At 65.5% G+C, this 23,999-nt stretch carries 37 protein-coding genes; 30 read left to right on the top strand and 7 right to left on the bottom strand.

Annotation, left to right across the window (positions count from 1 at the left end; all coding sequences use genetic code 11):
- Nucleotides 1-76: 76 nt before the first annotated feature.
- The 29 genes from rplC to F9288_RS02315 all read left to right on the top strand — a co-directional run bounded on the left by rplC (nt 77) and on the right by F9288_RS02315 (nt 18,495).
- The gene (rplC, locus tag F9288_RS02455; RefSeq protein WP_174835103.1) at nt 77-826 is read left to right on the top strand and encodes a 50S ribosomal protein L3; all 750 of its coding nucleotides are present in this window, start codon (nt 77-79) and stop codon (nt 824-826) included.
- Nucleotides 827-829: 3 nt separating this feature from the next.
- On the top strand, nt 830-1,447 hold the full coding sequence (gene rplD / locus F9288_RS02450) for a 50S ribosomal protein L4 (protein ID WP_174835102.1): 618 nt from the start codon (nt 830-832) through the stop codon (nt 1,445-1,447).
- On the top strand, nt 1,440-1,760 hold the full coding sequence (locus F9288_RS02445; protein WP_174835101.1) for a 50S ribosomal protein L23: 321 nt from the start codon (nt 1,440-1,442) through the stop codon (nt 1,758-1,760). The genes rplD and F9288_RS02445 overlap by 8 nt, the downstream gene beginning before the upstream one ends.
- Nucleotides 1,760-2,593 (top strand): 50S ribosomal protein L2, encoded by an 834-nt coding sequence (gene rplB / locus F9288_RS02440; RefSeq protein WP_174835100.1) that lies wholly within the window; start codon nt 1,760-1,762, stop codon nt 2,591-2,593. Before F9288_RS02445 ends, rplB begins: the two co-directional genes overlap by 1 nt.
- Nucleotides 2,593-2,871: a 30S ribosomal protein S19 gene (gene rpsS / locus F9288_RS02435; RefSeq protein WP_174835099.1), complete on the top strand. Its 279-nt coding sequence runs from the start codon at nt 2,593-2,595 to the stop codon at nt 2,869-2,871. Before rplB ends, rpsS begins: the two co-directional genes overlap by 1 nt.
- A complete protein-coding gene (rplV, locus tag F9288_RS02430) occupies nt 2,871-3,248 on the top strand; it encodes a 50S ribosomal protein L22 (protein ID WP_174835098.1) in 378 nt (125 codons plus the stop codon). Before rpsS ends, rplV begins: the two co-directional genes overlap by 1 nt.
- Nucleotides 3,248-3,955: a 30S ribosomal protein S3 gene (gene rpsC, locus F9288_RS02425; RefSeq protein WP_174835097.1), complete on the top strand. Its 708-nt coding sequence runs from the start codon at nt 3,248-3,250 to the stop codon at nt 3,953-3,955. Before rplV ends, rpsC begins: the two co-directional genes overlap by 1 nt.
- A 12-nt stretch (nt 3,956-3,967) precedes the next feature.
- The gene (rplP, locus tag F9288_RS02420) at nt 3,968-4,402 is read left to right on the top strand and encodes a 50S ribosomal protein L16 (RefSeq protein ID WP_174835096.1); all 435 of its coding nucleotides are present in this window, start codon (nt 3,968-3,970) and stop codon (nt 4,400-4,402) included.
- A gap of 1 nt (nt 4,403) precedes the next feature.
- Nucleotides 4,404-4,604 (top strand): 50S ribosomal protein L29, encoded by a 201-nt coding sequence (gene rpmC, locus F9288_RS02415; RefSeq protein ID WP_174835095.1) that lies wholly within the window; start codon nt 4,404-4,406, stop codon nt 4,602-4,604.
- A 15-nt stretch (nt 4,605-4,619) separates the two neighbouring features.
- On the top strand, nt 4,620-4,901 hold the full coding sequence (gene rpsQ, locus F9288_RS02410; RefSeq protein ID WP_174835094.1) for a 30S ribosomal protein S17: 282 nt from the start codon (nt 4,620-4,622) through the stop codon (nt 4,899-4,901).
- An 86-nt stretch (nt 4,902-4,987) separates the two neighbouring features.
- Nucleotides 4,988-5,356 (top strand): 50S ribosomal protein L14, encoded by a 369-nt coding sequence (gene rplN, locus F9288_RS02405; RefSeq protein ID WP_174835093.1) that lies wholly within the window; start codon nt 4,988-4,990, stop codon nt 5,354-5,356.
- Entirely contained in the window at nt 5,356-5,673 is a 318-nt protein-coding gene (gene rplX, locus F9288_RS02400; protein WP_174835092.1) for a 50S ribosomal protein L24, read from the top strand. Before rplN ends, rplX begins: the two co-directional genes overlap by 1 nt.
- Nucleotides 5,666-6,250: a 50S ribosomal protein L5 gene (rplE, locus tag F9288_RS02395; protein ID WP_174835091.1), complete on the top strand. Its 585-nt coding sequence runs from the start codon at nt 5,666-5,668 to the stop codon at nt 6,248-6,250. Before rplX ends, rplE begins: the two co-directional genes overlap by 8 nt.
- A 40-nt stretch (nt 6,251-6,290) precedes the next feature.
- Nucleotides 6,291-6,596 carry a 30S ribosomal protein S14 gene (gene rpsN, locus F9288_RS02390; protein ID WP_174835090.1) on the top strand — a complete coding sequence of 102 codons (306 nt, stop codon included), beginning with the start codon at nt 6,291-6,293 and terminating at the stop codon, nt 6,594-6,596.
- A gap of 12 nt (nt 6,597-6,608) precedes the next feature.
- Nucleotides 6,609-7,004 (top strand): 30S ribosomal protein S8, encoded by a 396-nt coding sequence (rpsH, locus tag F9288_RS02385; protein ID WP_174835089.1) that lies wholly within the window; start codon nt 6,609-6,611, stop codon nt 7,002-7,004.
- Nucleotides 7,004-7,537, top strand: coding sequence for a 50S ribosomal protein L6 (gene rplF, locus F9288_RS02380; protein ID WP_174835088.1), 534 nt, complete (start codon nt 7,004-7,006; stop codon nt 7,535-7,537). The genes rpsH and rplF overlap by 1 nt, the downstream gene beginning before the upstream one ends.
- Nucleotides 7,534-7,884, top strand: coding sequence for a 50S ribosomal protein L18 (gene rplR, locus F9288_RS02375; protein WP_174835087.1), 351 nt, complete (start codon nt 7,534-7,536; stop codon nt 7,882-7,884). Before rplF ends, rplR begins: the two co-directional genes overlap by 4 nt.
- A 3-nt stretch (nt 7,885-7,887) precedes the next feature.
- On the top strand, nt 7,888-8,607 hold the full coding sequence (gene rpsE / locus F9288_RS02370) for a 30S ribosomal protein S5 (protein WP_254621040.1): 720 nt from the start codon (nt 7,888-7,890) through the stop codon (nt 8,605-8,607).
- A 5-nt stretch (nt 8,608-8,612) separates the two neighbouring features.
- Nucleotides 8,613-8,789 (top strand): 50S ribosomal protein L30, encoded by a 177-nt coding sequence (rpmD, locus tag F9288_RS02365; protein WP_174835086.1) that lies wholly within the window; start codon nt 8,613-8,615, stop codon nt 8,787-8,789.
- Nucleotides 8,790-8,887: 98 nt separating this feature from the next.
- Entirely contained in the window at nt 8,888-9,418 is a 531-nt protein-coding gene (gene rplO / locus F9288_RS02360; RefSeq protein WP_174835085.1) for a 50S ribosomal protein L15, read from the top strand.
- Between the two features lie 144 nt (nt 9,419-9,562).
- Complete coding sequence (gene secY, locus F9288_RS02355; protein ID WP_174835084.1) at nt 9,563-10,927, top strand: preprotein translocase subunit SecY; 1,365 nt, start codon at nt 9,563-9,565, stop codon at nt 10,925-10,927.
- A gap of 31 nt (nt 10,928-10,958) precedes the next feature.
- Complete coding sequence (locus F9288_RS02350; protein ID WP_174835083.1) at nt 10,959-11,606, top strand: adenylate kinase; 648 nt, start codon at nt 10,959-10,961, stop codon at nt 11,604-11,606.
- Between the two features lie 115 nt (nt 11,607-11,721).
- Complete coding sequence (locus tag F9288_RS02345) at nt 11,722-11,862, top strand: hypothetical protein (RefSeq protein WP_174835082.1); 141 nt, start codon at nt 11,722-11,724, stop codon at nt 11,860-11,862.
- A gap of 677 nt (nt 11,863-12,539) precedes the next feature.
- Entirely contained in the window at nt 12,540-12,908 is a 369-nt protein-coding gene (gene rpsM / locus F9288_RS02340; RefSeq protein WP_174835081.1) for a 30S ribosomal protein S13, read from the top strand.
- Between the two features lie 105 nt (nt 12,909-13,013).
- A complete protein-coding gene (gene rpsK / locus F9288_RS02335; RefSeq protein ID WP_066486290.1) occupies nt 13,014-13,403 on the top strand; it encodes a 30S ribosomal protein S11 in 390 nt (129 codons plus the stop codon).
- Between the two features lie 91 nt (nt 13,404-13,494).
- Nucleotides 13,495-14,556, top strand: a complete 1,062-nt coding sequence (locus tag F9288_RS02330; RefSeq protein ID WP_174835080.1) for a DNA-directed RNA polymerase subunit alpha — start codon at nt 13,495-13,497, stop codon at nt 14,554-14,556.
- 224 nt (nt 14,557-14,780) lie between these two features.
- The gene (gene rplQ / locus F9288_RS02325; RefSeq protein WP_174835079.1) at nt 14,781-15,203 is read left to right on the top strand and encodes a 50S ribosomal protein L17; all 423 of its coding nucleotides are present in this window, start codon (nt 14,781-14,783) and stop codon (nt 15,201-15,203) included.
- Nucleotides 15,204-15,365: 162 nt separating this feature from the next.
- Nucleotides 15,366-16,919: a glutamine-hydrolyzing GMP synthase gene (gene guaA / locus F9288_RS02320; RefSeq protein WP_174835078.1), complete on the top strand. Its 1,554-nt coding sequence runs from the start codon at nt 15,366-15,368 to the stop codon at nt 16,917-16,919.
- Between the two features lie 319 nt (nt 16,920-17,238).
- On the top strand, nt 17,239-18,495 hold the full coding sequence (locus tag F9288_RS02315) for a tyrosine-type recombinase/integrase (protein ID WP_174835077.1): 1,257 nt from the start codon (nt 17,239-17,241) through the stop codon (nt 18,493-18,495).
- Here the strand turns inward: F9288_RS02315 and F9288_RS02310 are convergent.
- From F9288_RS02310 to trbG, 4 genes are all read right to left on the bottom strand, one after another.
- Complete coding sequence (locus F9288_RS02310; RefSeq protein WP_174838777.1) at nt 18,485-18,757, bottom strand: AlpA family transcriptional regulator; 273 nt, start codon at nt 18,755-18,757, stop codon at nt 18,485-18,487. The genes F9288_RS02315 and F9288_RS02310 overlap by 11 nt on opposite strands.
- A gap of 146 nt (nt 18,758-18,903) precedes the next feature.
- Entirely contained in the window at nt 18,904-19,125 is a 222-nt protein-coding gene (locus F9288_RS02305; RefSeq protein ID WP_174835076.1) for a DUF2274 domain-containing protein, read from the bottom strand.
- A gap of 2 nt (nt 19,126-19,127) precedes the next feature.
- Nucleotides 19,128-20,264 (bottom strand): TrbI/VirB10 family protein, encoded by a 1,137-nt coding sequence (locus F9288_RS02300; RefSeq protein ID WP_174835075.1) that lies wholly within the window; start codon nt 20,262-20,264, stop codon nt 19,128-19,130.
- Complete coding sequence (gene trbG / locus F9288_RS02295; RefSeq protein ID WP_254621039.1) at nt 20,261-21,205, bottom strand: P-type conjugative transfer protein TrbG; 945 nt, start codon at nt 21,203-21,205, stop codon at nt 20,261-20,263. The genes F9288_RS02300 and trbG overlap by 4 nt, the downstream gene beginning before the upstream one ends.
- Before the next feature lie 72 nt (nt 21,206-21,277).
- Here trbG and F9288_RS02290 point away from each other — a divergent pair, with 72 nt between their 5' ends.
- Complete coding sequence (locus F9288_RS02290) at nt 21,278-21,655, top strand: nuclear transport factor 2 family protein (RefSeq protein WP_174835074.1); 378 nt, start codon at nt 21,278-21,280, stop codon at nt 21,653-21,655.
- Nucleotides 21,656-21,660: 5 nt separating this feature from the next.
- Here F9288_RS02290 and trbF read toward each other — a convergent pair whose 3' ends face one another.
- The 3 genes from trbF to trbK-alt are packed head-to-tail and all read right to left on the bottom strand — an operon-like array spanning nt 21,661 to nt 23,998.
- Nucleotides 21,661-22,350, bottom strand: a complete 690-nt coding sequence (gene trbF, locus F9288_RS02285; protein WP_174835073.1) for a conjugal transfer protein TrbF — start codon at nt 22,348-22,350, stop codon at nt 21,661-21,663.
- Entirely contained in the window at nt 22,347-23,708 is a 1,362-nt protein-coding gene (gene trbL, locus F9288_RS02280) for a P-type conjugative transfer protein TrbL (RefSeq protein ID WP_174835072.1), read from the bottom strand. Before trbL ends, trbF begins: the two co-directional genes overlap by 4 nt.
- A 2-nt stretch (nt 23,709-23,710) precedes the next feature.
- Nucleotides 23,711-23,998: a putative entry exclusion protein TrbK-alt gene (gene trbK-alt, locus F9288_RS02275; protein WP_174835071.1), complete on the bottom strand. Its 288-nt coding sequence runs from the start codon at nt 23,996-23,998 to the stop codon at nt 23,711-23,713.
- Nucleotide 23,999 lies beyond the last annotated feature (1 nt).

Genomic DNA, 23,999 nt, shown 5'->3' with positions numbered 1-23,999 from the left:
GATCGTTCCTTTGAGGGGCGGTCACAAGCACTTCGGGGATGGGCCTCGGAGTGCCTCTGTAAGGAGCTTGCAGGTCATGCGTACTGGCGTGATCGCGAAGAAGATGGGGATGACCCGCCTGTTCCAGGACGACGGCCGCCACGTGCCGGTCACCGTCCTGCAGATCGAGGCGCTTCAGGTCGTCGCCCGCCGCGAGAAAGATCGGGATGGCTATACCGCCGTCCAGCTTGGCGCAGGCAGCGCCAAGGCCAAGAATGTCGCCAAGCCGCAGCGCGGCCACTTCGGCAAGGCCGAGGTGGAGCCGAAGGCGATCGTCCACGAATTCCGCGTGAGCGAGGACAATCTCCTCGACGTCGGCGCGGAGCTGTCGGCCGATCACTTCGTCGCCGGGCAATATGTCGACATCCAGGGCCGCACGCAGGGCAAGGGCTTCGCTGGCGCGATGAAGCGCTGGGGCTTCGGCGGTCTGCGCGCCACGCACGGCGTGTCCGTGTCGCACCGTTCACACGGTTCGACGGGTAACCGCCAGGATCCGGGCCGCGTCTTCAAGAACAAGAAGATGGCCGGCCACATGGGCGACAAGAACCGCACGCAGCAGAACCTCGAGATCGTCGGCACCGACGCCGAGCGCGGCCTGATCTTCGTCAAGGGCTCGGTGCCCGGCTCGAAGGGCGGCTGGCTGTTCGTCAAGGATGCGGTGAAGGAAACGCGCCATGCCGACGCGCCGCTGCCCGCCGGCCTGAAGGCTGCCAACAGCAACACCGCCGCGGACACGCCGGCCGAGACTTCGGCCGCCCCCGAGGCGACCGAAGGCCAGGAGGGCTGATAAGTGAAGGTCAAGGTTTCCTCCTTCGACGCCAAGGCGAAGGCCGCGGAGGTCGAGCTTTCGGACGAGGTGTTCGGCCTCGATCCGCGCGCCGACATCCTGCACCGCGTCGTCACCTGGCAGCTTGAGAAGCGCCGCGCCACCGCGCGCGGCACCCGTGAGCGTTCGGATGTCGCCCGTTCGGGCAAGAAGCTCGGTCGCCAGAAGGGCGGCGGCGTCGCCCGTCACGGCGATCGCCGTGCCCCGGTGTTCATCGGCGGCGGCAAGGCGCACGGCGCCCGCGTTCGCGACTTCAATCCGTCGCTGAACAAGAAAATCCGCGCGCTGGGCCTCAAGATGGCGCTGTCGAGCCACGCCAAGGCGGGCTCGCTGATCGTCCTCGACGGTTTCCAGGTCGACAAGACCAAGGAGCTGAAGGGTCATTTCGAGACGCTGGGCGTCGGCAAGCGCACGCTGGTTATCGACATTGAGGCGGGCGAGAGCTTCCGCTCGGGGCGCAACCTGCCCGGCGTCGACCTGCTGCCGGCCGTGGGCGCCAACGTCTATGACATCATCAAGGCCGACACGCTGGTGCTTACCCGCGCTGCGGTCGAGAAGCTGGAGGCGCGCTTCAATGGCTAAGAAGCCGACCAAGGCGATCGACAATCGTCATTATGACGTGATCGTCGCGCCGCACATCACCGAGAAGGCCACCCTTCTCTCCGAGCAGAACGCCGTGGTGTTCAAGGTGGCGCGCGACGCCTCCAAGCCGGAGATCAAGGCGGCCGTGGAAGCGATCTTCGACGTCAACGTCGTGGGCGTGAACACGATCGTCCAGAAGGGCAAGACCAAGCGCTGGAAGGGTGCTCCCTACCAGCGGTCCGACATGAAGAAGGCGATCGTCACGCTCAAGGACGGGCAGTCGATCGACGTGACCGAGGGGGCCAAGGCGTAATGGCACTCAAGCATTACAACCCGACCAGCCCGGCCCGTCGCGGCCTGATCCTGGTCGACCGTTCGGCGCTCTACAAGGGGCGTCCGGTCAAGGCCCTCACCGAGGGCAAGACCAAGACGGGCGGCCGCAACAACAAGGGCCATGTCACGTCGCGCGGCATCGCCGGCGGCCACAAGCAGCGCTATCGTTTCATCGATTTCAAGCGCCGCAAGTGGGACGTCGAAGGCGTTGTCGAGCGTCTTGAATATGACCCGAACCGCACCGCCTTCATCGCGCTGGTGAAATATGCGGACGGCGAACTCGCCTATATCATCGCGCCACAGCGCCTCGGCGTCGGCGACAAGGTGGTCGCCGGCCGCAAGACGGACGTGAAGCCGGGCAATTCCATGGAGCTGGGCCAGATGCCGGTCGGCACCATCGTCCACAATGTGGAGATGAAGCCGGGCAAGGGCGGCCAGATCGCGCGTTCCGCCGGCACCTATGTGCAGGTCGTGGGTCGCGACAAGGGCATGGTGATCGTTCGCCTGAACTCGGGCGAGCAGCGCTATATCCGCTCGGACTGCATGGCGACGGTGGGCGCGGTGTCGAACCCCGACAACGCGAACCAGAATTTCGCCAAGGCCGGCCGCAGCCGCTGGATGGGCAAGCGTCCGCTGACCCGCGGCGTCGCGAAGAACCCGGTCGACCACCCGCACGGCGGTGGCGAGGGCCGTACTTCGGGCGGCCGTCACCCGGTCACCCCGTGGGGCAAGCCGACCAAGGGCGCGCGCACGCGCCATAACAAGGCGACCGACAAGATGATCATCCGCAGCCGTCACGCGAGGAAGAAGTAATGGCGCGCTCCGTCTGGAAGGGTCCGTTCGTGGACCTGCACCTGCTCAAGAAGGCAGAAGCCGCGCAGGACGCCGGCACCCGCGGCGGCCCGATCAAGACCTGGTCGCGTCGTTCGACGATCCTGCCGACGTTCGTTGGGCTGACGTTCAACGTCTATAACGGCCGCAAGTTCGTACCCGTCTCGGTCAACGAGGACATGGTCGGCATGAAGCTCGGCGAGTTCGCGCCGACCCGGTATTTCCCGGGCCACGCGGCTGACAAGAAGGGCAAGCGCTGATGAGCAAGCCTGCATCCCCCCGCAAGGTCGGCGAGAAGGAAGCGCTCTCGGTCGGCACGCAGATCCGTGGCTCGGCGCAGAAGCTGAACCTGGTCGCGGGCCTGATCCGTGGCCGCAAGGTCGGCGACGCGATGAACATCCTCGCCTTCTCCAAGAAGGCGATGGCGGTCGACGCGCGCAAGGTGCTCGCCTCCGCGATCGCCAACGCCGAGAACAACCACAACCTCGATGTCGACGCGCTCGTCGTCGCCGAGGCGTCGGTCGGCAAGTCGATCACCATGAAGCGGTTCGCCACGCGCGGCCGCGGCAAGTCCACCCGCATCCTGAAGCCGTTCTCGCGGCTGCGGATCGTCGTGCGCGAGCAGGAAGAAGCCTAATGGGTCACAAGAGCAACCCGATCGGTCTGCGCCTGCAGATCAACCGCACCTGGGACAGCCGCTGGTATGCCGACGGCGCGGATTACGGGCGCCTCCTGCTGGAGGACCTGAAGATTCGCAAATACATCCTCAAGGCGCTGCCGCAGGCGGCGATCTCGAAGGTGGTGATCGAGCGTCCGGCCAAGCTGTGCCGCATCTCCATCTATGCCGCGCGCCCCGGCGTGATCATCGGCAAGAAGGGCTCGGACATCGAGAAGCTGCGCCGCACGCTCGGCGCGATGACCAGCTCGGACGTGTCGCTGAACATCGTCGAGATCCGCAAGCCGGAAGTCGACGCCAAGCTCGTCGCGCAGGGCATCGCCGACCAGCTCGAGCGTCGTATCGCCTTCCGCCGCGCGATGAAGCGCGCGGTGCAGTCGGCGATGCGGCTGGGCGCCGACGGCATCCGCGTGCAGTGCGGCGGTCGTCTCGGCGGCGCCGAGATCGCGCGCACCGAGAGCTATCGCGAGGGCCGCGTGCCGCTGCACACGCTCCGCGCGAACATGGATTATGCCGAGGCCGAGGCGCACACCGCTTACGGCGTGTGCGGCGTCAAGGTCTGGATCTTCAAGGGTGAGATTCTCGGCCACGATCCGATGGCCACCGATCGGCTGATGATGGAGGCCCAGACCTCCGGCGTGCGCCCGGCGCGCGAAGACCGCCGTTAAGGAGTAGAGAACGTGCTGCAACCGAAGCGCACCAAGTTCCGCAAGGCGTTCAAGGGCCGCATCCACGGCGACGCCAAGGGCGGCACCGCGCTCAACTTCGGGGCCTATGGCCTCAAGGCGATGGAGCCGGACCGGATCACTGCGCGCCAGATCGAGGCGGCCCGCCGCGCGATCACGCGCCACATCAAGCGCCAGGGGCGTTTGTGGATTCGCGTGTTCCCGGACGTGCCGGTTTCGTCGAAGCCCGCCGAAGTCCGCATGGGCTCGGGCAAGGGCTCGCCCGAATTCTGGGCGGCGCGGGTCAAGCCGGGTCGCATCCTGTTCGAGCTGGACGGTGTTCCGGGTCCGCTCGCCGCCGAAGCGTTCGAGCGCGCGGCGATGAAGCTCCCGATCAAGACCAAGGTCGTGGCGCGCCTCGGCGACACGTCGCACCTCGGAGGCGAGTAAGATGGCGAAGAATAGCGATTTCACCGGGCAGAGCGACGATCAGCTCTCCGAGGCGCTGGGCAACCTGAAGCGCGAGCAGTTCAACCTGCGCTTCCAGGCGGCGACCAACCAGCTCGAGAAGCCGAGCCGCGTCCGCGAGGTCCGCAAGGACATCGCCCGGATCAAGACCCTGCAGGCGCAGCGCGCCGCAGTGGCCAAGTAAGAAGGACGAGAAGACATGCCGAAGCGCGTGCTGACCGGGGTGATCGTCTCGGACAAGGGCGACAAGACGGTGATCGTGAACGTGGAGCGCAAGGTCAGGCACCCGCTCTACGGCAAGATCATCCGCCGCTCGAAGAAGTATCACGCCCATGACGAGGCGAACGAGTTCAAGGCCGGTGAGACGGTGCGGATCGAGGAGACCAAGCCGCTCTCCAAGCTGAAGACCTGGAAGGTGATCGATCGGGTGAACGCCCGCGCGACGCCGGCCGAGGTCGTGATCGACGAACCGGCGGCGTGATCGTTCGCCCGCCTTCCGGGCGGGGGAAAGTTTGAAGGCGGCGCTGGGTCGGTATCCAGCGCCATAGACGAGAAGGAAGCGGATCAATGATCCAGATGCAATCCAATCTCGACGTCGCTGACAACAGCGGCGCGAAGCGGGTGCAGTGCATCAAGGTGCTGGGCGGCTCGAAGCGCCGCACGGCCAGCGTCGGCGACATCATCGTGGTGTCGATCAAGGAAGCGCAGCCGCGTGGCCGCGTGAAGAAGGGCGACGTGCATCGCGCCGTCATCGTGCGCACCGCGAAGGACATTCGCCGCGCCGATGGCTCGGTCATCCGCTTCGATTCGAACGCGGCGGTGCTGGTCAACAAGAACGAGGAGCCGATCGGCACCCGTATCTTCGGCCCGGTCGTTCGCGAGCTGCGCGCCAAGAAGCACATGAAGATCATCAGCCTCGCGCCGGAGGTGTTGTAATGGCCGCCGCCAGGATCAAGAAGGGCGATCGCGTGATCGTCCTGTCCGGCAAGGACAAGGGCAAGACCGGCACCGTCACGCTGGCCATGCCGAAGGACGGCAAGGTCGTCGTGGAGGGCGTCAACGTCGCCACCCGTCACCGCAAGCCGAGCCAGGCCAACCCGCAGGGCGGGCTGGAGCGCACGGAAGCGCCGCTGCACATCTCGAAGGTGGCGCATGTCACCGCTGACGGCAAGCCGACGCGCGTCCGTTTCGAGGTGAAGGACGGCAAGAAGGTCCGCGTGGCCGTCAAGTCCGGGGAGAAGATCGATGGCTGACGCTTACACCCCGCGTCTGCGCAAGCTGTATGACGACACGATCGCCAAGGCGATGATCGAGAAGTTCGGCTACAAGAACACGCTCGAGATTCCCCGGATCGACAAGATCGTCATCAACATGGGCGTCGGCGAGGCGACCCAGGACAAGAAGCGCGTCGAGCAGGCCGCTTCCGAGATGGAGTTGATCGCGGGCCAGAAGCCGGTGATCACCAAGGCGAAGAAGTCGATCGCGCAGTTCAAGCTGCGCGAGGGCATGCCGATCGGCGTGAAGGTCACGCTGCGTCGCGAGCGCATGTACGAGTTCCTCGACCGCTTCATCACGATCGCGCTGCCGCGCGTCCGCGACTTCCGCGGGCTGAACCCCAAGAGCTTCGACGGCCGTGGCAATTACGCCTGTGGCCTGAAGGAGCAGATCGTGTTCCCGGAAATCAACTACGATCGCATCGACAAGGTGCGCGGCATGGACATCATCGTGGCGACGACCGCGAAGACCGACGAGGAAGCGCGCGAGTTGCTTCGCCTGTTCGGCTTCCCGTTCCCGCAGGATGCCCAGGTTGAGGAAAAGAAGGCCGCGTGAGCGTCCTTTCCGCTGATTTGAACGAGAGAGCTTAAGTCCAATGGCGAAACTGAGTTCCGTTAACAAGAACGAGCGCCGCAAGAAGCTGGTCAAGCAATATGCCGGCAAGTTTGCAGCGCTGAAGGCGAAGGCGAACGACAAGTCGCTCGACGAAACCGAGCGTCTCATCGCGCGCCTGAAGATGGCCGAGCTGCCGCGCAACGCGAACCCCACGCGGGTGCGCAACCGTTGCGAGGTGACGGGTCGTCCGCGCGCTTATTACCGCAAGTTCCGTCTCTGCCGCGTGCAGCTCCGCGAATTGGCCAACAAGGGCCTGATTCCGGGCGTCACGAAGTCGAGCTGGTAAGGATCACGAACAATGGCAGTGACCGATCCCCTGGGTGATCTGCTCACCCGCATCCGCAACGGCCAGCGCGCGCGCAAGGACAGCGTCGTGTCGCCGGCGTCGAAGCTGCGGACCCGCGTGCTCGACGTGCTTCAGCGCGAAGGCTACATCCGTGGCTATAGCGAGGAAGACCTTGGCCCGGCCAAGGGCGTGCGCATCGAGCTGAAGTATTTCGAGGGCCAGCCGGCGATCAAGCACGTCGCGCGCGTCTCGAAGCCCGGCCGCCGCATCTACAGCGGGTCGAACGACCTGCCGCGCGTGATGAACGGCCTAGGCATCACGATCGTCTCGACGCCGAAGGGCGTTCTGTCCGACGCGGAAGCGCGCGAGCAGAATGTCGGCGGCGAAGTGCTGGCGGAGGTGTTCTGATGAGCCGCATCGGCAAGAAGCCGGTCGCGATCCCTTCGGGCGTGACCGCGAATATCGCGGACGGCAACCTGAGCGTGAAGGGCCCCAAGGGCACGCTGTCGCTCAAGCTCGCTGACGACGTCACCTATGACGTCCAGGCGGACGGCATCTCGGTGCAGCCGGCCAACGAGACCAAGCGCGCCCGCGCCTTCTGGGGCATGCAGCGCACCCTGGTGCAGAACCTCGTCACCGGCGTGACCGAAGGCTTCACCAAGAAGCTGCTGATCAACGGCGTCGGCTATCGCGCCGCGGCGCAGGGCCGGAAGCTGAAGCTCCAGCTTGGTTACAGCCACGACGTCGACATCGACGTGCCGGAGGGCCTTGAGGTCAAGACCCCGGACAACACGACGGTGGAGATTTCGGGCGCCGACAAGCAGAAGGTCGGTCAGCTCGCCGCCGAGATCCGCCGCTGGCGTAAGCCCGAGCCGTACAAGGGCAAGGGCATCAAGTACGACGGCGAATATATCTTCCGTAAGGAAGGGAAGAAGAAGTGACCAAGGGCCTTTCGCTTTTCGAGAAGCGGCGTCGCCGCAATCGCACGGCGCTGCGCGCGCGCGCTGGCACTCGTCCGCGCCTGTCGGTGCATCGCTCGGGCAAGCATATCTATGCCCAGGTGATCGACGACGAGGCGGGTCGCACGATCGCGGCGGCCTCGACGCTGGCGGGCCACGAGGGCAAGACCGCGACCGTCGCGGCGGCCACCGAGGTCGGCAAGCGCGTCGCCGAGGCGGCGAAGGCCGCTGGCGTCACGCAGGTCGTGTTCGACCGTGGCGGCTTCCTGTTTCACGGCCGGGTGAAGGCGCTGGCGGAAGCCGCGCGCGAAGCCGGACTGGAGTTCTAAGACATGGCTGACGAGAACAACACCGAGGTCCAGGCGACCGCGCCAGCCCCCGAGACCGGTGCGGGCGAGGCGCCGCGCGGGCGGGGCGCGCGTGGCGGCCGTGGCGGCGGCGATCGCGGTCGTGGCGGGCGTGACGGCGGTCGTGGCCGTCGCGACGACCGTCGCAACAACAACGAGGACGGCGGCGAGGAGCTGATCGAGAAGCTCGTCCACATCAATCGTGTGTCCAAGACGGTGAAGGGCGGCAAGCGCTTCGGCTTCGCGGCGCTGGTCGTCGTGGGCGACGGCAAGGGACGCGTCGGCTTCGGCCACGGCAAGGCCCGTGAGGTGCCGGAGGCGATCTCGAAGGCGACCGCCGCGGCCAAGAAGCACATGGTCCGCGTGCCGCTGAAGGAAGGCCGCACGCTGCATCACGACGGCAACGGCCATTTCGGCGCTGGTCGCGTCACCGTGCGCTCGGCGCCGCAGGGCACCGGGATCATCGCGGGCGGCCCGATGCGCGCCGTGTTCGAGAGCCTGGGCGTGCATGACGTGGTGACCAAGTCGGTCGGCACGTCAAACCCCTACAACATGATCCGCGCCACTTTCGAGGCGCTGGGCACCCAGACTTCGCCGAAGTCGGTCGCGCAGCGTCGTGGCAAGAAGATCGCCGATCTGCTCGGCCGCGGTCATGGCGCTGAGGCGCAGGCCGCCGCTGCCGAAGCGGCGGCCGTCACGGAGTAAGGCTCATGGCGAAGATCAAGATCAAGCAGACCGGTTCGCCGATCCGCCGCACCCAGGACCAGCGCGCGACGCTGATCGGCCTCGGCCTCAACAAGATGCACCGCGTGTCGGAGCTGGAGGACACCCCCGAGGTTCGCGGCATGATCCGTAAGGTGCAGCATATGGTTGAAGTGCAGGATTGATTGTCCGGCATTTCACCGCGTGACAAATCCGGGGGAGGGGGCTAACGCGCCCCCTTCCTTTTTCCATTGCGCGTAACAAGCGAAAGCGAGTGCATAAGATGAAACTGAACGAACTCCGCGACAACGAAGGTGCCCGCCATCGCAAGATCCGCGTCGGGCGCGGCATCGGCTCGGGCAAGGGCAAGACCGGCGGCCGTGGCCAGAAGGGCCAGAAGAGCCGTGAGGGCGTATCGATTGCCGGCTTTGAGGGCGGCCAGATGCCGCTCCACATGCGCCTGCCGAAGCGCGGCTTCAACAACATCTTCGCCAAGGATTATGCCGAGGTGAACCTCGGCGCGATCCAGAAGGCGGTCGATTCGGGCAAGCTGACCGGCAGCGACGTCGATCACGCCGCGCTGAAGGCGGCCGGCCTTGCGCGCGGCGGCAAGAACGGCGTGCGCCTGCTCGGCAAGGGCGAGCTGAAGGCGAAGCTGAACTTCACCGTCGCCGGGGTCTCCGCCTCGGCGCGCGAGGCGATCGAGAAGGCCGGCGGCTCCGTCACCGTGCCGGAGATCGTGCCGGCGGCCGATAAGGCGAAGGCCAAGAAGGGCACCGCTCGCGCGGCGAAGCTCGCCAAGGCCGCGAAGTAAGTCTCCGCCGCTCCGGCCCGGCGTGGCCGGGGCGGAATTTGCTCGGCGGGTTAGACAAGCCTTCGAGCATGACTATATGAGCGGCGGGGCGGGGCGTTCAGCGCCTTCTCCGCCGTTTTTCGTTTCCGAAGGCACCGACGCACGATGGCATCCGCAGCCGACCAGATGGCGCAAAGCATCAGCCTCGCGAAATTCTCGCAGGCGACAGACCTCAAGAAGCGGCTGTGGTTCACGATCGGCGCGCTGATCGTCTTCCGCATGCTGAGCTACGTGCCGCTTCCCGGCATCGACCCGACCGCGCTGGGCCTCCTGAGCCAGCAGACCAAGGGCGGCGTGCTCGATTTCTTCAACACCTTCTCCGGCGGCGCGCTCACCCGCATGTCGCTGATCGCGCTGGGCGTGATGCCGTACATCACCGCCTCGATCGTGGTGCAGCTCGCGACCTCGCTGTCGCCGCAGCTCGCCGCGATCAAGAAGGAAGGCGAGAGCGGGCGCAAGAAGCTCAATCAATATACCCGCTACGGCACCGTGCTGCTGACGGCGGTGCAAGGCTATTTCATCGCCGTCGGGCTGGAGGCGCTGGGCGCCAACCAGGGCGTGCAGGCGGTGATCCAGCCGGGTATGATGTTCCGCATCGCGGCGGTGATCTCGCTGATCGGCGGCACGATGTTCCTGATGTGGCTGGGCGAGCAGATCACCAGCCGGGGCATCGGCAACGGCGTGTCGCTGATCATCATGGCCGGCATCGTCGCGCATCTGCCGACCAGCCTGTTCAACCTGCTCGAGGGCGGCCGTTCGGGCAGCCTCGATCCGGTCAAGCTGATCGGCATCATCGTCGCGGTCGTCCTGCTGGTGCTGTTCATCTGCTTCATGGAGCTGGCGCAGCGCCGCATCCTGATCCAATATCCCAAGCGGCAGACGCAGCGCGGGATGCAGGCCGAGCGCAGCCATCTGCCGCTGAAGCTCAACACGTCGGGCGTGATCCCGCCGATCTTCGCCTCGTCGCTGCTGCTGATGCCGCTCACCATCACCCAGTTCGCGGGCAATCGCGTGTCGGGCGAAAGCTGGTGGGGCGACGTGATCATCAGCCTCAACCAGTATCTCCAGCACGGCTCGCCGGTTTACATGATCCTGTACGGCGCCGGCATCATCTTCTTCACCTTCTTCTACACCGCGGTGCAGTTCAACCCGGAGGAGACGGCGGAGAACCTGAAGCGCTATGGCGGGTTCATCCCCGGCATCCGGCCGGGCAAGAACACCGAGCAATATCTGGATTACGTGCTGACGCGCATCACCGTTATCGGCGCGGCCTATCTCACGCTGATTTGCCTCTTGCCGGAATATCTCGTCACGGCGCTGTCAATTCCCTTTTATCTTGGCGGCACCAGCCTTTTGATCGTGGTCAACGTGACGATGGACACGGTAACGCAAATCCAGTCGCACCTGCTGGCGCACCAGTATGGCGATCTGATCAAGAAGGCGAAGCTGAAGGGCGGCCGCCTGCGCTGAACGCGCGAAGAATTTGGGGGAGAGGGTTCGCGTGAACATCATCCTGTTGGGGCCGCCGGGGGCGGGCAAGGGCACGCAGGCGGCGCGGCTGGTCGCCGATCGGGGCATGGTGCAGCTTTCCACCGGCGATATGTTGCGTGCGGCGGTGAAGGCCGGCACGCCGGTCGGGCTGCAGGCCAGGGCGGTGATGGAATCGGGCGGCCTGGTTTCCGACGAGATCGTCTCGGCGCTGATCGGCGAGCGGCTCGACCAGGGCACCGGCAACGGCGCGATCTTCGACGGCTATCCGCGCACCGCCGCGCAGGCCGAATCGCTCGACGAGCTGCTGGCCGCGCGCGGCGCGAAGCTCGACTATGTGATCGAGCTGGCGGTGGATGAAGACGCGCTGGTCGAGCGCATCGTCGGCCGCTTCACCTGCGCCACCTGTGGCGAGGGCTATCACGACAAGTTCAAGCAGCCCAAGGTCGCGGGCACCTGCGACGTGTGCGGCGGGCATGAATTCAAGCGCCGTGCCGACGACAATGAGGAGACGGTGCGCACGCGCATGGCGGAATATCGCGCCAAGACCGCGCCGATCATCCCGATCTACGAAGCGCGCGGGCTGGTTCGCCGTGTCGACGGCATGGCCGACATCGGCGAGGTGACCGCCGCGATAGAGGCGATCCTCGACGGCAGGTGACGTTTTATCCCGCTTCCTCGCCGCTTGTCATGGCGGCGCGGGAGGGGATGACGCGTCGTTTCCTGAATACGGCGGCGCTGCGCTCGGTGCTGCCATCCACCTCACCCGCGCCGAAGTGCTTCACGCGGAACGTGACGGCTTCGAGATCACCGTCACCAATGTCGCGGCGACGCTCGCGCGGATATGGCGCGTGCTGGTGGTGCGGTGCGTTGGATTTGGCACATGGCTGGTTGGGCGACTGGCATTTCTCGCCTGATCCAAGGTCTGGCGGCCGCTTCCGCGAATGGCTGCCCGCCAAGGGAAAAGAGCAGTCCGATTCTTCGTTTGCCCGGCGCACATGCGGCGATTCGCGAGCGGGGGGCGCGAAGCGGTGAGCGGATGCTGACCTTCATCATCGCGTCGGCCGATTCGGGGCACGGCTAGCTGGCGCTTCATTATACCTTCGGCGGCTATTCTCACGGTGACGCAGCGATGCTGGCGCCGGCGGTCGATTCGTTTCGCGCCTTGCAGGTCGCGCGCGCTGGTGGGCGGTGACGGAGCAATCCTCCGGCAGATGAACAATTTGTCATGCCTGAGCCACCCGTGGGATGCGCGCGTGGCGCTATCCCGTGCCCTGTAGCCGTGCGCCCCCGCGCGGCTCGCTTGATCAATGTCATCTTATTACGAGATCGGTACCCGAAACTCCCGGGGGTACCGAGGCCGGCGGGAAGCTCGCTTCCCGCCGGCTTTCCGTTTTAGCGGCCCTGTTTCCGGCATGCCGGCGTTCGCTTGACAGCGCGGCCGGCAGCTCGTAAGGGCCATCGCTTCCAACACAACGGTTGCCGGCGGCGCATTCGTGCGTGCGCCGCTTTCCTGCGTCTTGGAAGTCAATGCGACGAGATAGGGCCCGTGGCAGCCATGCCGGGCCTTGTGGAGCACAGGAGAACAAGTTTCATGGCACGTATCGCGGGTGTCAACATCCCGACCAACAAGCGCGTGGTGATCGCGCTGACCTATATCCACGGCATCGGCCCGGCCAAGGCCAAGGAAATCACCGAGAAGCTGAAGATCGCGCCGGAACGCCGCGTGCAGGACCTGTCCGATCAGGAAGTGCTGCAGATCCGCGAGACGATCGACGCCGATCATACCGTGGAAGGCGATCTGCGCCGCGAGACCGCGATGAACATCAAGCGGCTCATGGACCTCGCCTGCTATCGCGGCCTGCGCCACCGCAAGGGCCTGCCGGTCCGCGGCCAGCGCACGCACACCAATGCGCGCACCCGCAAGGGCAAGGCGAAGCCGATCGCGGGCAAGAAGAAGTAAGAGAGGCGTCCGCAGGGACGGTTCTCGCTTTTTCTCCCCCGGCGGCAGGGTCGAGGCGATCAGCCTCCCGTCCGCCGAGTTGAAAGATAAGGTCAGGAATACCACATGGCACAGGCACCGCAGCGCCTTCGTCGGCGCGAACGCAAGAACATCACGGCCGGCGTGGCCCACGTCAACGCCAGCTTCAACAACACGATGATCACCATCACCGACGCGCAGGGCAATGCGATCAGCTGGTCCTCGGCCGGCATGATGGGCTTCAAGGGCTCGCGCAAGTCGACTCCTTATGCCGCGCAGGTCGCGGCGGAGGACGCGGGCAAGAAGGCCGCCGAGCACGGCGTCCGCACGCTCGAGGTCGAGGTGAAGGGTCCGGGCTCTGGCCGTGAATCCGCGCTGCGCGCGTTGCAGGCGGTCGGTTTCCAGATCACGTCGATCCGCGACGTGACCTCGATCCCGCACAATGGCGTGCGCCCGTCCAAGCGTCGCCGCGTCTGATCTTGTGGCCTCCGGCTGACGAGTCGGGGGTTCTTTTGCACCACGGCCGGGGCGAGCCCCCGTTCCGGCCCAACCCCAGGGGACGTGAGCCTTGTCCGTCAACGCAAAGAACTGGCAGGAACTGAAGAAGCCCAACGCGCTCGAGAAGAAGGGCGGCGACGGGAAGCGCAAGGCGACCTTCGTCGCCGAGCCGCTGGAGCGTGGCTTCGGCCTGACGCTCGGCAACGCGCTGCGCCGCGTCCTTCTGTCCTCGCTTCAGGGCGCCGCCGTCACCTCGATCAAGATCGAGAACGTGCTGCATGAGTTCAGCTCGCTCGCCGGCGTGCGCGAGGATGTCACCGACATCGTGCTGAACGTGAAGCAGGTCGCGCTCAAGATGCAGGGCGAGGGGCCGAAGCGGCTCCAGCTTTCCGCCACCGGCCCGGCCGCCGTGACGGCGGGCGACATCGCGGTGAGCGGCGATATCGAGGTGATGAACCCCGATCTCGTCATCTGCCACCTCGACGAGGGCGCGACGCTCAACATGGAGCTGACCGCCGACGTCGGCAAGGGATACGTCCCGGCCGTCGCCAACCGTCCGGCCGACGCGCCGATCGGGCTGATCCCGGTCGATGCGCTTTATTCGCCGGTGCGTCAGGTCAGCTACAAGGTCGATCCGACCCGCGTCGGTCAGGACCTCGACTATGACAAGCTGACGCTGTCGCTCGAGACCGACGGCACGGTGACGCCGGAGGACGCGCTCGCTTATGCCGCGCGCATCCTGCAGGACCAGCTCGCGCTGTTCGTCCACTTCGACGATTCGGCGATCGCGCGCTCGGCCCCGATCGGCGTCGCGGCCCCGGCCGCCGGCGCGGAGCCGCAGGGCGACACCCAGCAGATCAACCGCTACCTGCTCAAGAAGGTGGACGAACTGGAGCTGTCGGTGCGTTCGGCGAACTGCCTGAAGAACGACAACATCATCTATATCGGCGACCTCGTCGGCAAGACCGAGGCGGAGATGCTGCGCACCCCGAACTTCGGCCGCAAGTCGCTGAACGAGATCAAGGAAGTGCTGTCGTCGATGGGCCTGCGTCTCGGGATGGAAATCCCCGGCTGGCCGCCGGAGAACATCGAGGAAATGGCCAAGAAGCTCGAGCAGGAGATCATGGGCTGAGTCTGCACCGGCGCAAGCAAGCTTGCGCCGGAGACAGACCAGCCCGGCCGGCGGGTCGGCAAGGCCGAACCCGTCCGACGACGCGGGATTCACTCCCGCGTCGGGCCTGCGAAGGGAAATCGGGCTTCGGTCGCACCGAAGTGGCGTGATCAGGGTGGACCACGCCTCCACCAGGTCTGGGGTTTCCGTAAAACGGCCCCCGAACGAACGAGAAGGAAGATACCATGCGTCATAAGGTTGGCGGCCGTAAGCTCCAGCGTACCTCGGCCCATCGCGCCGCGCTGTTCCGCAACATGTCGGCCGCGCTGATCAAGCACGAGCAGATCACCACCACGGTGGCCAAGGCGAAGGAGCTTCGCCCCTATGTCGAGAAGCTCGTCACGCTCGGCAAGAAGGGTGGCCTGTCGAATCGCCGTCTGGCGCATGCCCGCCTGCTCGACGACGCGCAGCTCGTGAAGCTGTTCGACGTGCTGGCGGCGCGCTACGCCAATCGCAATGGCGGCTATACCCGCATCATCAAGGCCGGCATCCGTGCCTCGGACGCCTCGCCGATGGCGGTGATCGAGTTCGTCGACCGCGACGTTTCGGCCAAGGGCCAGGATTCCGGCCCGGTGATGACCGATGAGGATTTCGACGCGGCCGCCTGAGGCGTAGCGAAGCTACGCCAAGGCTCCAGGCCGCGTCCGACGGCGCAGCCTTGCTGCGGCGGTCTGATGAAAGAGGGGCTGCTTCCCGACCGGGGAGGCGGCCTTTTTTCATTTGGCGAGCGCCCCCTTTCCCGCGTGGCGACACATCGCTACAGGCCCGTCATGGAACATCCCGACAGCATTCTCATCGTCGATTTCGGCAGTCAGGTGACGCAACTCATCGCGCGGCGCGTGCGCGAGGCGGGCGTCTATAGCGAGATCGCGCCGTTCCAGTCGGCCGAAGCCGCGTTCGAGCGGATGAAGCCCGCCGGCGTGATCCTGTCGGGCGGCCCCGCCTCGGTGCTGGACGAGGGCAGTCCGCGCATTCCCCGGCCGATCCTCGATTCGGGACTGCCGATCTTCGGCATCTGCTACGGCCAGCAGGCGCTGATGCACCAGCTCGGCGGCGCGGTGGAGCGTGGCAATTCGGGCGAGTTCGGCGAGGCGTTCATCGACATCGCCGACCGCTGCGCCCTGTTCGACGCGGTGTGGCGCGAGGGCGAGCGGCATCAGGTGTGGATGAGCCACGGCGACAAGGTGACCGCGCTCGCCCCCGGTTTCCGCCCGGTCGCGGCCAGCCCCGGCGCGCCTTATGCGGTGATCGCGGACGACGCGCGGCGCATCTATGCGATGCAATTCCACCCGGAGGTGGTCCACACGCCGGACGGCGCGAAGCTGATCGCCAATTTCGCGCGCCATGTCTGCGGCCTTTCCGGCGACTGGACGATGGCCGAGTTCCGCCAGACCAAGATTGCCGAAATCCGCGAGGCTGTCGGCAAGGGGCGCGTGATCTGCGGGCTTTCCGGCGGCGTCGATTCGGCGGTGGCGGCGGTGCTGATCCACGAGGCGATCGGCGACCAGCTTACCTGCGTGTTCGTCGACCACGGCCTGATGCGCGCGGGCGAGGCGGATCAGGTCGTCAGCCTGTTCCGCGGCCATTACAATATCCCACTGGTCCACGTGAACGCGGAGACGTTGTTCCTCAACGGCCTCGCCGGCGTCACCGATCCGGAGGCGAAGCGCAAGTTCATCGGCAAGACCTTCATCGAGGTGTTCGAGGCCGAGGCGAAGAAGATCGGCGGCGCGGAGTTCCTCGCGCAGGGCACGCTCTATCCCGACGTGATCGAGAGCGTTAGCTTCACCGGCGGGCCTTCGGTGACGATCAAGAGCCACCACAATGTCGGCGGCCTGCCCGAGCGGATGAACATGAAGCTGGTCGAGCCGTTGCGCGAATTGTTCAAGGACGAGGTGCGCGATCTGGGGCGCGAGCTTGGCTTGCCCGACATCTTCGTCGGCCGCCATCCGTTCCCCGGCCCCGGCCTCGCCATCCGCATTCCCGGCGAGGTGACGAAGGAGCGCTGCGATATCCTGCGCAAGGCCGATGCCATCTACCTCGAGGAAATCCGCAACGCCGGCCTCTACGATGCGATCTGGCAGGCGTTCGCGGTGCTGTTGCCGGTGCGCTCGGTCGGCGTGATGGGTGACGGGCGGACCTATGACAGCGTGCTGGCGCTGCGCGCCGTGACCTCCACCGACGGCATGACGGCGCAGGCGTTCGAGTTCCCCGGCGGCTTCCTCGCGCGGGTGGCGACGCGGATCATCAACGAGGTGAAGGGCATCAATCGCGTCACCTATGACTATACCTCGAAGCCGCCAGGCACGATCGAGTGGGAATAATTCGGACCTATCCGAACGCCGCCGATAACCGCCGATCTCCGCACATAACTAACTGAAATCATTAAATAAATCTGCCATCATCTATCGCCGTCTATCGCGGGGCAAGCCTCGCGATAGACGGTATAGCTGACGGTATGGCGACTCTTGTCGCATTGCCAAAACAAATATACCGTCAGGAGCAAGAGAGCTTCTGACGGTATTTTTTTCGACCTTATTCCCTTGAGAATAATAGGAAATTTTCCGTTCAGGGAGGCCATTTTTGGCCTGACGGTATATTGGGCGGCTCTCTGGCGTTTTTGAACGATCTCGGAGGGTCAAAATGCTGACTGACGCGGGCATCAAAGCCCTGAAACCAAAGGATAAATTGTATAAGGTCGTTGACCGTGACGGTATGTATGTCGTGGTCAATCCCTCGGGAGCGGTCGTGTTCCGATATGACTACCGCCTCAACGGGCGTCGGGAGACTTTGACGCTCGGCCGCTACGGCGCGTCCGACCTGTCTCTGGCGCGGGCGCGCGAGAAGCTAATCGACGCCAAGCGCGCCATACTTGAAGGGCGGTCGCCCGCCCGAGAGAAGCAACGCGAGAAGCGCCGTATCAAAGAGGCAAAGAGCTTCGGCGAGTTTGGCGAACGCTGGTTGCAGGAGGCGAAGATGGCCGACAGCACCCGCGCGATGCGGCGCTCGATCTATGAGCGGGACATTCTTCCGACTTTTCGGAACCGGCTGCTGACCGAAATCAGCCCCGATGATCTCCGCGCCATTTGCGCCAAGGTGAAGGCACGCGGAGCCCCGGCCACGGCCGTTCACGTCCGCGACATCGTGAAGCTCGTTTATGCCTTTGCGATCCTGCACGGGGAAAAGGTGCCGAACCCGGCCGATGAGGTCGGGCCTGCCTCTATCGCGACCTTTGTTCCCAAAGACCGCTCTCTCTCGCCTGCTGAAATCCGCATCATGCTCGGCCAGCTTGAGCATGTGCCGACGCTGCCGACGATCCGGCTCGGCATGAAGCTGTTCCTGCTCACCATGGTCCGAAAGAGTGAGCTACAGGATGCGACTTGGGATGAGGTCGATTTCGAGAACGCGGTCTGGTCGATCCCCAAGGAGCGGATGAAGCGATCCAAGGCGCACAACGTCTATCTCGCGGAGCAAGCCATCGACATCCTCATTGCGCTCAAGACCTGCGCCGGCAATTCCAAATATCTGCTGCCATCGCGTTACGACGCGGATGCTCCCATGTCGCGGGCGACCTTCAATCGCATCACCACCGCTGTCGTGGTGCGGGCGAAGAAAGAGGGCTTGCCGCTCGAACCGTTCACGGTCCACGATCTGCGCCGGACGGGCTCCACGCTCCTGAACGAGCTGGGCTTCAATAGCGACTGGATCGAAAAGTGCTTGGCGCATGAGGACGGGCGGTCGTCCCGTGGCATCTACAACAAGGCAGAATATGAGCACCAGCGCCGCCATATGATGCAGGAATGGGCGAACCTTGTGGACGCTTGGGTAGCGGGCCAGAAATACGCTCCAACGCTGTATCCGCCGTCAATGGACCTTTTGGTGCCTGAACCTAGCGTTTGACGGGCCGGAATTTCCTGAGCTTCACATCAGGAGACGGCGCACGTTTGATAGCTTTCTCTCTGGAGGCTTGGCGACGTTCTTCAAGCCAAGCCTCCACCTCTGCCAAGTCCCAAACCACGCACCGGGCCGTCAGATAGAACCGTTGGGGAAATTCACCCCGTTGCTCCATGTCGTAGATTGTGGTGTCAGCAAGGGGAACAAGTTCTCGAAGCTGATGCCTGCGAATCGTCCTTTTACCCAGCGCAGATGTTGGATCACTCATCTTCATAACCTCGTTAAGCCATGTTCAACGGGATTCCGGGCAACCGGAGGCTCCCGAAACTAGGCGAACCATGCAGCGAGGTCAGCGGCGTGTAGCGTGCCGCATTTGCGCCTATGCGCTGGCGGCACCCCCTGCCGGAATGGGACTTAGCTTACGGCTCGCCGCGCCTTGGCAAAACCGCGATCCGTGGCGATGAAGTGTTGAAGCATCGGCACGATGAGCTTGGCGGGATCGGCGACGGGCTGGCCGCTCTCGCGGGCCAGGACCTCGGCATAGGCGATCAGATCGCGGTTGAGGGTTGCGGGCAGCTCCAGCATGACCTTCACGGGCTTGTCGTCGGGCAGCGGGCCGAGTTTCAGCTTGGTCATGGTCAACCTCCTGCCGGCTCGAACACAAGATCGCGGGTGACGATGATCCTGACGGGAAAGCCCGGCCGGATGGTGAGCGTCGGCGCAACCTGCAACTGGCGCTGGACGATCTGCTGGCCGGCCTGATTGACGGTATCCTGCGCCCCGTCGCGGATGGCGCGGATCAGCCGGTCCTCGTCGCTCGTCGCCAGCTCGGAACCGACTGCAAGCAGCGTGGACAGCCCTGCGGCCTTCATCAGATCCCACCAATGGTAATCAACCCCGTCTTCCAGCCCGGCATAGCCGCTGGCGTCCGCGCCCGGCAGGCGCTCCAGAACGATGGAGCGGCCGCCCGGCAGGATCAGGCGATTCCACACCAGCAACACGCGGCGCTGGCCGAACGTCACGCCATCGTCGTATTGGCCGATGATGCGGGTGCCCTGCGGGATCAGGAGCAGCGAGCCGGTCGGGCTGTCATAGACGTTCTCCGTCACCTGCGCGGTGATCTGGCCGGGCAGATCGGAACGGATGCCGGTTATCAACGCGGCGGGGATTACGGCCCCGGCCTGAAGGATGTAGGGCGATGCCGGCGGCGTGACGCGATCCGGGGCGACGGTCTGCCGGTCCACGGGTCCGTTGAGAAATGCCGCGTGGCGATCCTGTGTTGCGGGCTGTCCGCCGAGGCCAAGCCCGGCGAGGCCGGGCATGGTCGTTGCTGCCGGCGCTCCCGTGCGCGGGCCGGACTGGAAAAAGACGTTGCTCAAGCGCGCGGCTTCTTCCTCGGCCCTGCGGCGTTCTTCTTCGGGATCGACGGCGGGCGTCGTCATGACGGGCGGCGCGACCGGCTGCCCCCTTGTCTGCGCGTCGAGGATCGGGCGGCCGAGGTCGCCGGGTAGCGCCGGGCCGAGCGCCGGCCCGCTATAGTCGCGCGGCAGGCCGGACAGGCCGTCCGCCGTGGGGCGGTTCTCGGTCGAATAGAGTTCGTCGCCTCCCGGTCCTGCATCGCGGGTTTGGAGCGCGTAGATCAGCGCCCCGCCGATGCCGAGAAGCGCGACCGCTCCAACGCCTGCCAGCATCTTGCGGGACAGGCGCGTAACACGGGGCGGCTCGGCGCGCAGGCGCATGGGCGCGATGGTGTCGGTGATGGTGTTCTCGCTCATGACGGGGTGTCTCCGGTCGCGCTGGCGGGCTGCGCGGCGGCGGCCTGCGTCGGGTTGGTGCGAACGATCCTGACGACCTGCTGGCGATTGCCGCTGCCAAGGCGCAGCTCGGCCGCGCCGAACAGGCGGTCCACGATCAGGACGTTCTGGTGGATGCGGGAATTGACGATCTGCGGCTCGCCGTTCGCGCCAAGCACGAAGATCGGCGGCATTTCGCCCTGCACGATCCCGGCCGGGAAAACGACATAGACGCGCCTGCCATCGTCGAAGACGGAAACCGGCCGCCATGGCGGGCTGTCGCCCTGCACCTGCAAGGCGTAGCGATAGTTCCGCGCTGCCTCGGCCGGAATGATCGGCGCGGCCGGGACCGTCTGGCGCTGGCCGGCAGGCGGTGCCGGATAGGCCCATGCCACGGCCGGCATATAGAGCGACTCCCTCGCGCGCAGCTCGAGCATGTAAGTGCGCCGGTCAGTGGTGACGACAAGGTTGGTGGAAATGTCCGGCCGCGTGGGCTTCACGAGGATATGGACACGGCGGTTTGCGCCGCTGCCGCTCTCGGTGTCGCCGATGATCCAGCGGGCGGTGTCGCCGGCCGCGATCGGCCCTGCGCCTGTCAGGCTTTCGCCCGGCTCCAGCGCAATGGTGGTGATCTGCCCGACTGCGGCATAGACCTGATAGAGCGCGCCTTCCGACCACGGATAAATCTGGATGGCGTTATAGTAGCCTTCCCGGCGCGGCTCGACGCGGGCGGCTGCGTTGGCGTTCTCGACGCGGCCGGTCGGCGTGCCTGCGGCGGTGCCGCCGCGCGCCACGGTCCATGCGGGGGGCACATGCAGCGGCCGGGGCGTGTTGTCGGTTGCTGCCGCCTGCACGGTCGGCAGCGGCGGCACGCTGGCGTCGTAGCTGAATTGCGGTGTCCGGTTGGTCGCGCAGCCTGCCAAAGTAATTGCAAACGCCGTCGCAAAAATCGCATAGGTTAGCGACTTCAGGATCAGTAAGGAGGAACCAACAGAATGGATTCTGTGCCGACGATTGTTGCCCGGTATATCGACGCCTACAACAGGATGAATGTTCAGGCGATGCTCGACTGCCTGTCGGGCGACGTTCGGTTTATCAACAGATCGAACGGAGAGACGACGAACGAAACGCACGGGATCGAGGCATTTCGCGCGCTGGCGGAACAGGGCGTCCAGTTGTTTGCTGAAAGAGAACAGACGATCCTCGACTGTATCGCGATAGACGACCGTGCAGCCGTGCGCATCGGCTATCGCGCCAAGGTCAAAACCGACCTGCCCAATGGCTGGAAGGCCGGGCAGGAAGTCAAGATGACGGGCACCTCGTTCTTCATGATCTCCGAGGGAAAGATCAGCGAGGTGATTGATGCAAGCTGAGCGTTTCATTGGCTCATCTCCCGCGACCATGAAATTGCATTGACGTAGATGCCGAGCGGATTGGCGCGCAGACGCTCGGCGTCGCGCGGCGGCTGGATGACGATGGTGAGGATGGCCGTCCATCGTTCCGTGGTGGAGAGCTGGCCGTTCTCGAAATGGCGTTCGGTCCACGCCACGCGGAAGCTGTTGGGCGAGGCCCGGATGACGCTCGACACCTCGACGGCGACCTGCTGGCGACCGACGCGCGTGAAGGGATCATTGGCGCGGGCGTAGTCGTTCAATGCCGCCGCGCCGCGATCCGTGGTCCATTCATAGGCGCGAAGCCAGTTCTGGCGGACAATGATCGCGTCGGCCGGGATCGCGCGGACCTGCTCGATGAAGCGGCCGAGATGGAAAGCGATCTGCGGATCGGTCGGGCGATAGTCTGAGTTGGCGGGCGCGACGGTCTGCGCCTGACCGAGATTGTCCACCTGAACAACCCACGGCACTACGGTCCCGCGTGCGGATTGCCAGACAAGGGCGGACGCGAAGCCAGCGGACAGGATCAGCGAGCCGAAGGCCATGAGCCGCCAGTTCCGCGCCTGCACGCGGGCCGAGCCGATACGCTCGTCCCAGACTTGCGCGGCGCGCTGATAGGGCGTCTCGGGTTCCGGCGTCTTGCCGTAATGGGTTGCGGGTCGTTTGAAGATGCTCATGAGCGGTCACTTTCGGAAAGGTTGACGGAGGAACCGGAGCCGTGGCTGTCGCCAGACCGCACCGCATGGGCGGCCATCGTGGTGCCGTGGTTCATTGCCTGCGAGCGGCGCATCTGCTGCGCCCATGCGGGCGGGCTGCCGGCCGGGCCGGATGCTGCTGCGGCGGGATCGACGCTCGCGCCGCCGACTGTGCCCATGGTCGAGCTGCCGCCCGACGCGCCGAATCCGGCTTTCGCACCAGCGGAGAAGCTGGATTTGACGGATTCGCTGGCGCGCGCGGCGGCGCGTTTGAGGGGCGAGATAGCCGCCGACCCTGCGGCCCGCGCCACACCGCCGAGGCCGGAGGCGACGCCGGCCGCACCGGATTGGCCAAGCGAGCCGACGCTATAGGCGGCGGTCGCCGCGCCCGCGGTGGCCGCACCACCGCGGACGGCCGCGGCCCCGCCGGACAGGGCAGCGGCCCCGCCCTTGGCGGCGAGCATGGCCCCGCCGCCAGCGGCGACGGCTGCACCTGCGACCGCAAGCCCGGTTCCCACGGCAGCACCCGCGCCAAGCTGCGGGCCGCCCGAGACGATGCCGTTGGCGATACCGGGACCGAAGATGCCGAGGCCAAGCAGCGACAGGGCTGCCAGCACAATCGCCATGGCGTCGTCGATGGTCGGGGCCGCCCCGCCGAAACCGGCCGTGAATTGCGAAAACAAGGTGCTGCCGATGCCGATGATAACGGCAAGGACCAAGACCTTGATGCCGGACGACACCACGTTGCCCAAGACCTTCTCGGCCATGAACGCGGTCTTGCCGAACAGGCCGAAGGGGATGAGGACGAAGCCGGCAAGCGTGGTCAGCTTGAACTCGATCAGGGTGACGAAAAGCTGGATGGCGAGGATGAAGAAAGCCAGCACGACCAGCGCCCATGCGAACAGCAGGCACGCGATCTGGATGAAGTTTTCAAAGAAGGCGATCCAGCCCATCAGGTCGGAAATGGAGTCAAGCAGAGGGCGGCCGGCGTCGAGGCCGGTCTGCGCGACGCGGCCCGGCCGCATCAGATCGGTGACAGAAAAGCCGGTGCCCGACGCCATGAGGCCGAGGCCGGCGAAGCTCTCGAAGACGATGCGTGCGAGGTTGTTCCAGTTGGAAATGATGTAGGCGAAGACGCCGACGAACAGCGTCTTCTTCACCAAGCGCGCGATGATGTCGTCATCCGCGCCCCATGCCCAAAAGAGCGCGGCGAGCGTTACGTCGATCACGATCAGGGTGGTGGCGATGAAGGCGACCTCGCCGCCGAGCAGGCCGAAACCGCTGTCGATGTAGGAGGTGAATACGCCTAGAAACGAGTCGATGACGCCCGTATTGCCCATGGTCAGCGCCCTTCGCTGGATTGCGGTGCGGCGGGCGCTGGCGTGCGACCGAGGAAGCGGTCGCGGGATTCTGCCCATGCGGCGAGGCAGTCGGCGTCGCTTGCCGCCGCCTCGCCGAGCTGCTGGCAACGGCGCAGGCTTTCGCGCAGCGGATCGGCCGGGGGCTGGAGGGCCGATGCGGGCCGTGGTGCGGGAGGTTCGTCCTTCCGCGCCATGTCGATTGCGGTCGCCGTAACGGCGATGGCGATGAACACAACGGCTGCAAGCCGCGCCAGCATCTTGCCGTCCATG

Origin of the sequence: Sphingomonas sp. CL5.1, from assembly GCF_013344685.1 — a bacterium.
Classification (GTDB): domain Bacteria; phylum Pseudomonadota; class Alphaproteobacteria; order Sphingomonadales; family Sphingomonadaceae; genus Sphingomonas.
Note: the sequence above shows the minus strand (reverse complement) of the source record. Positions and strands in the feature narration are given on the sequence as shown.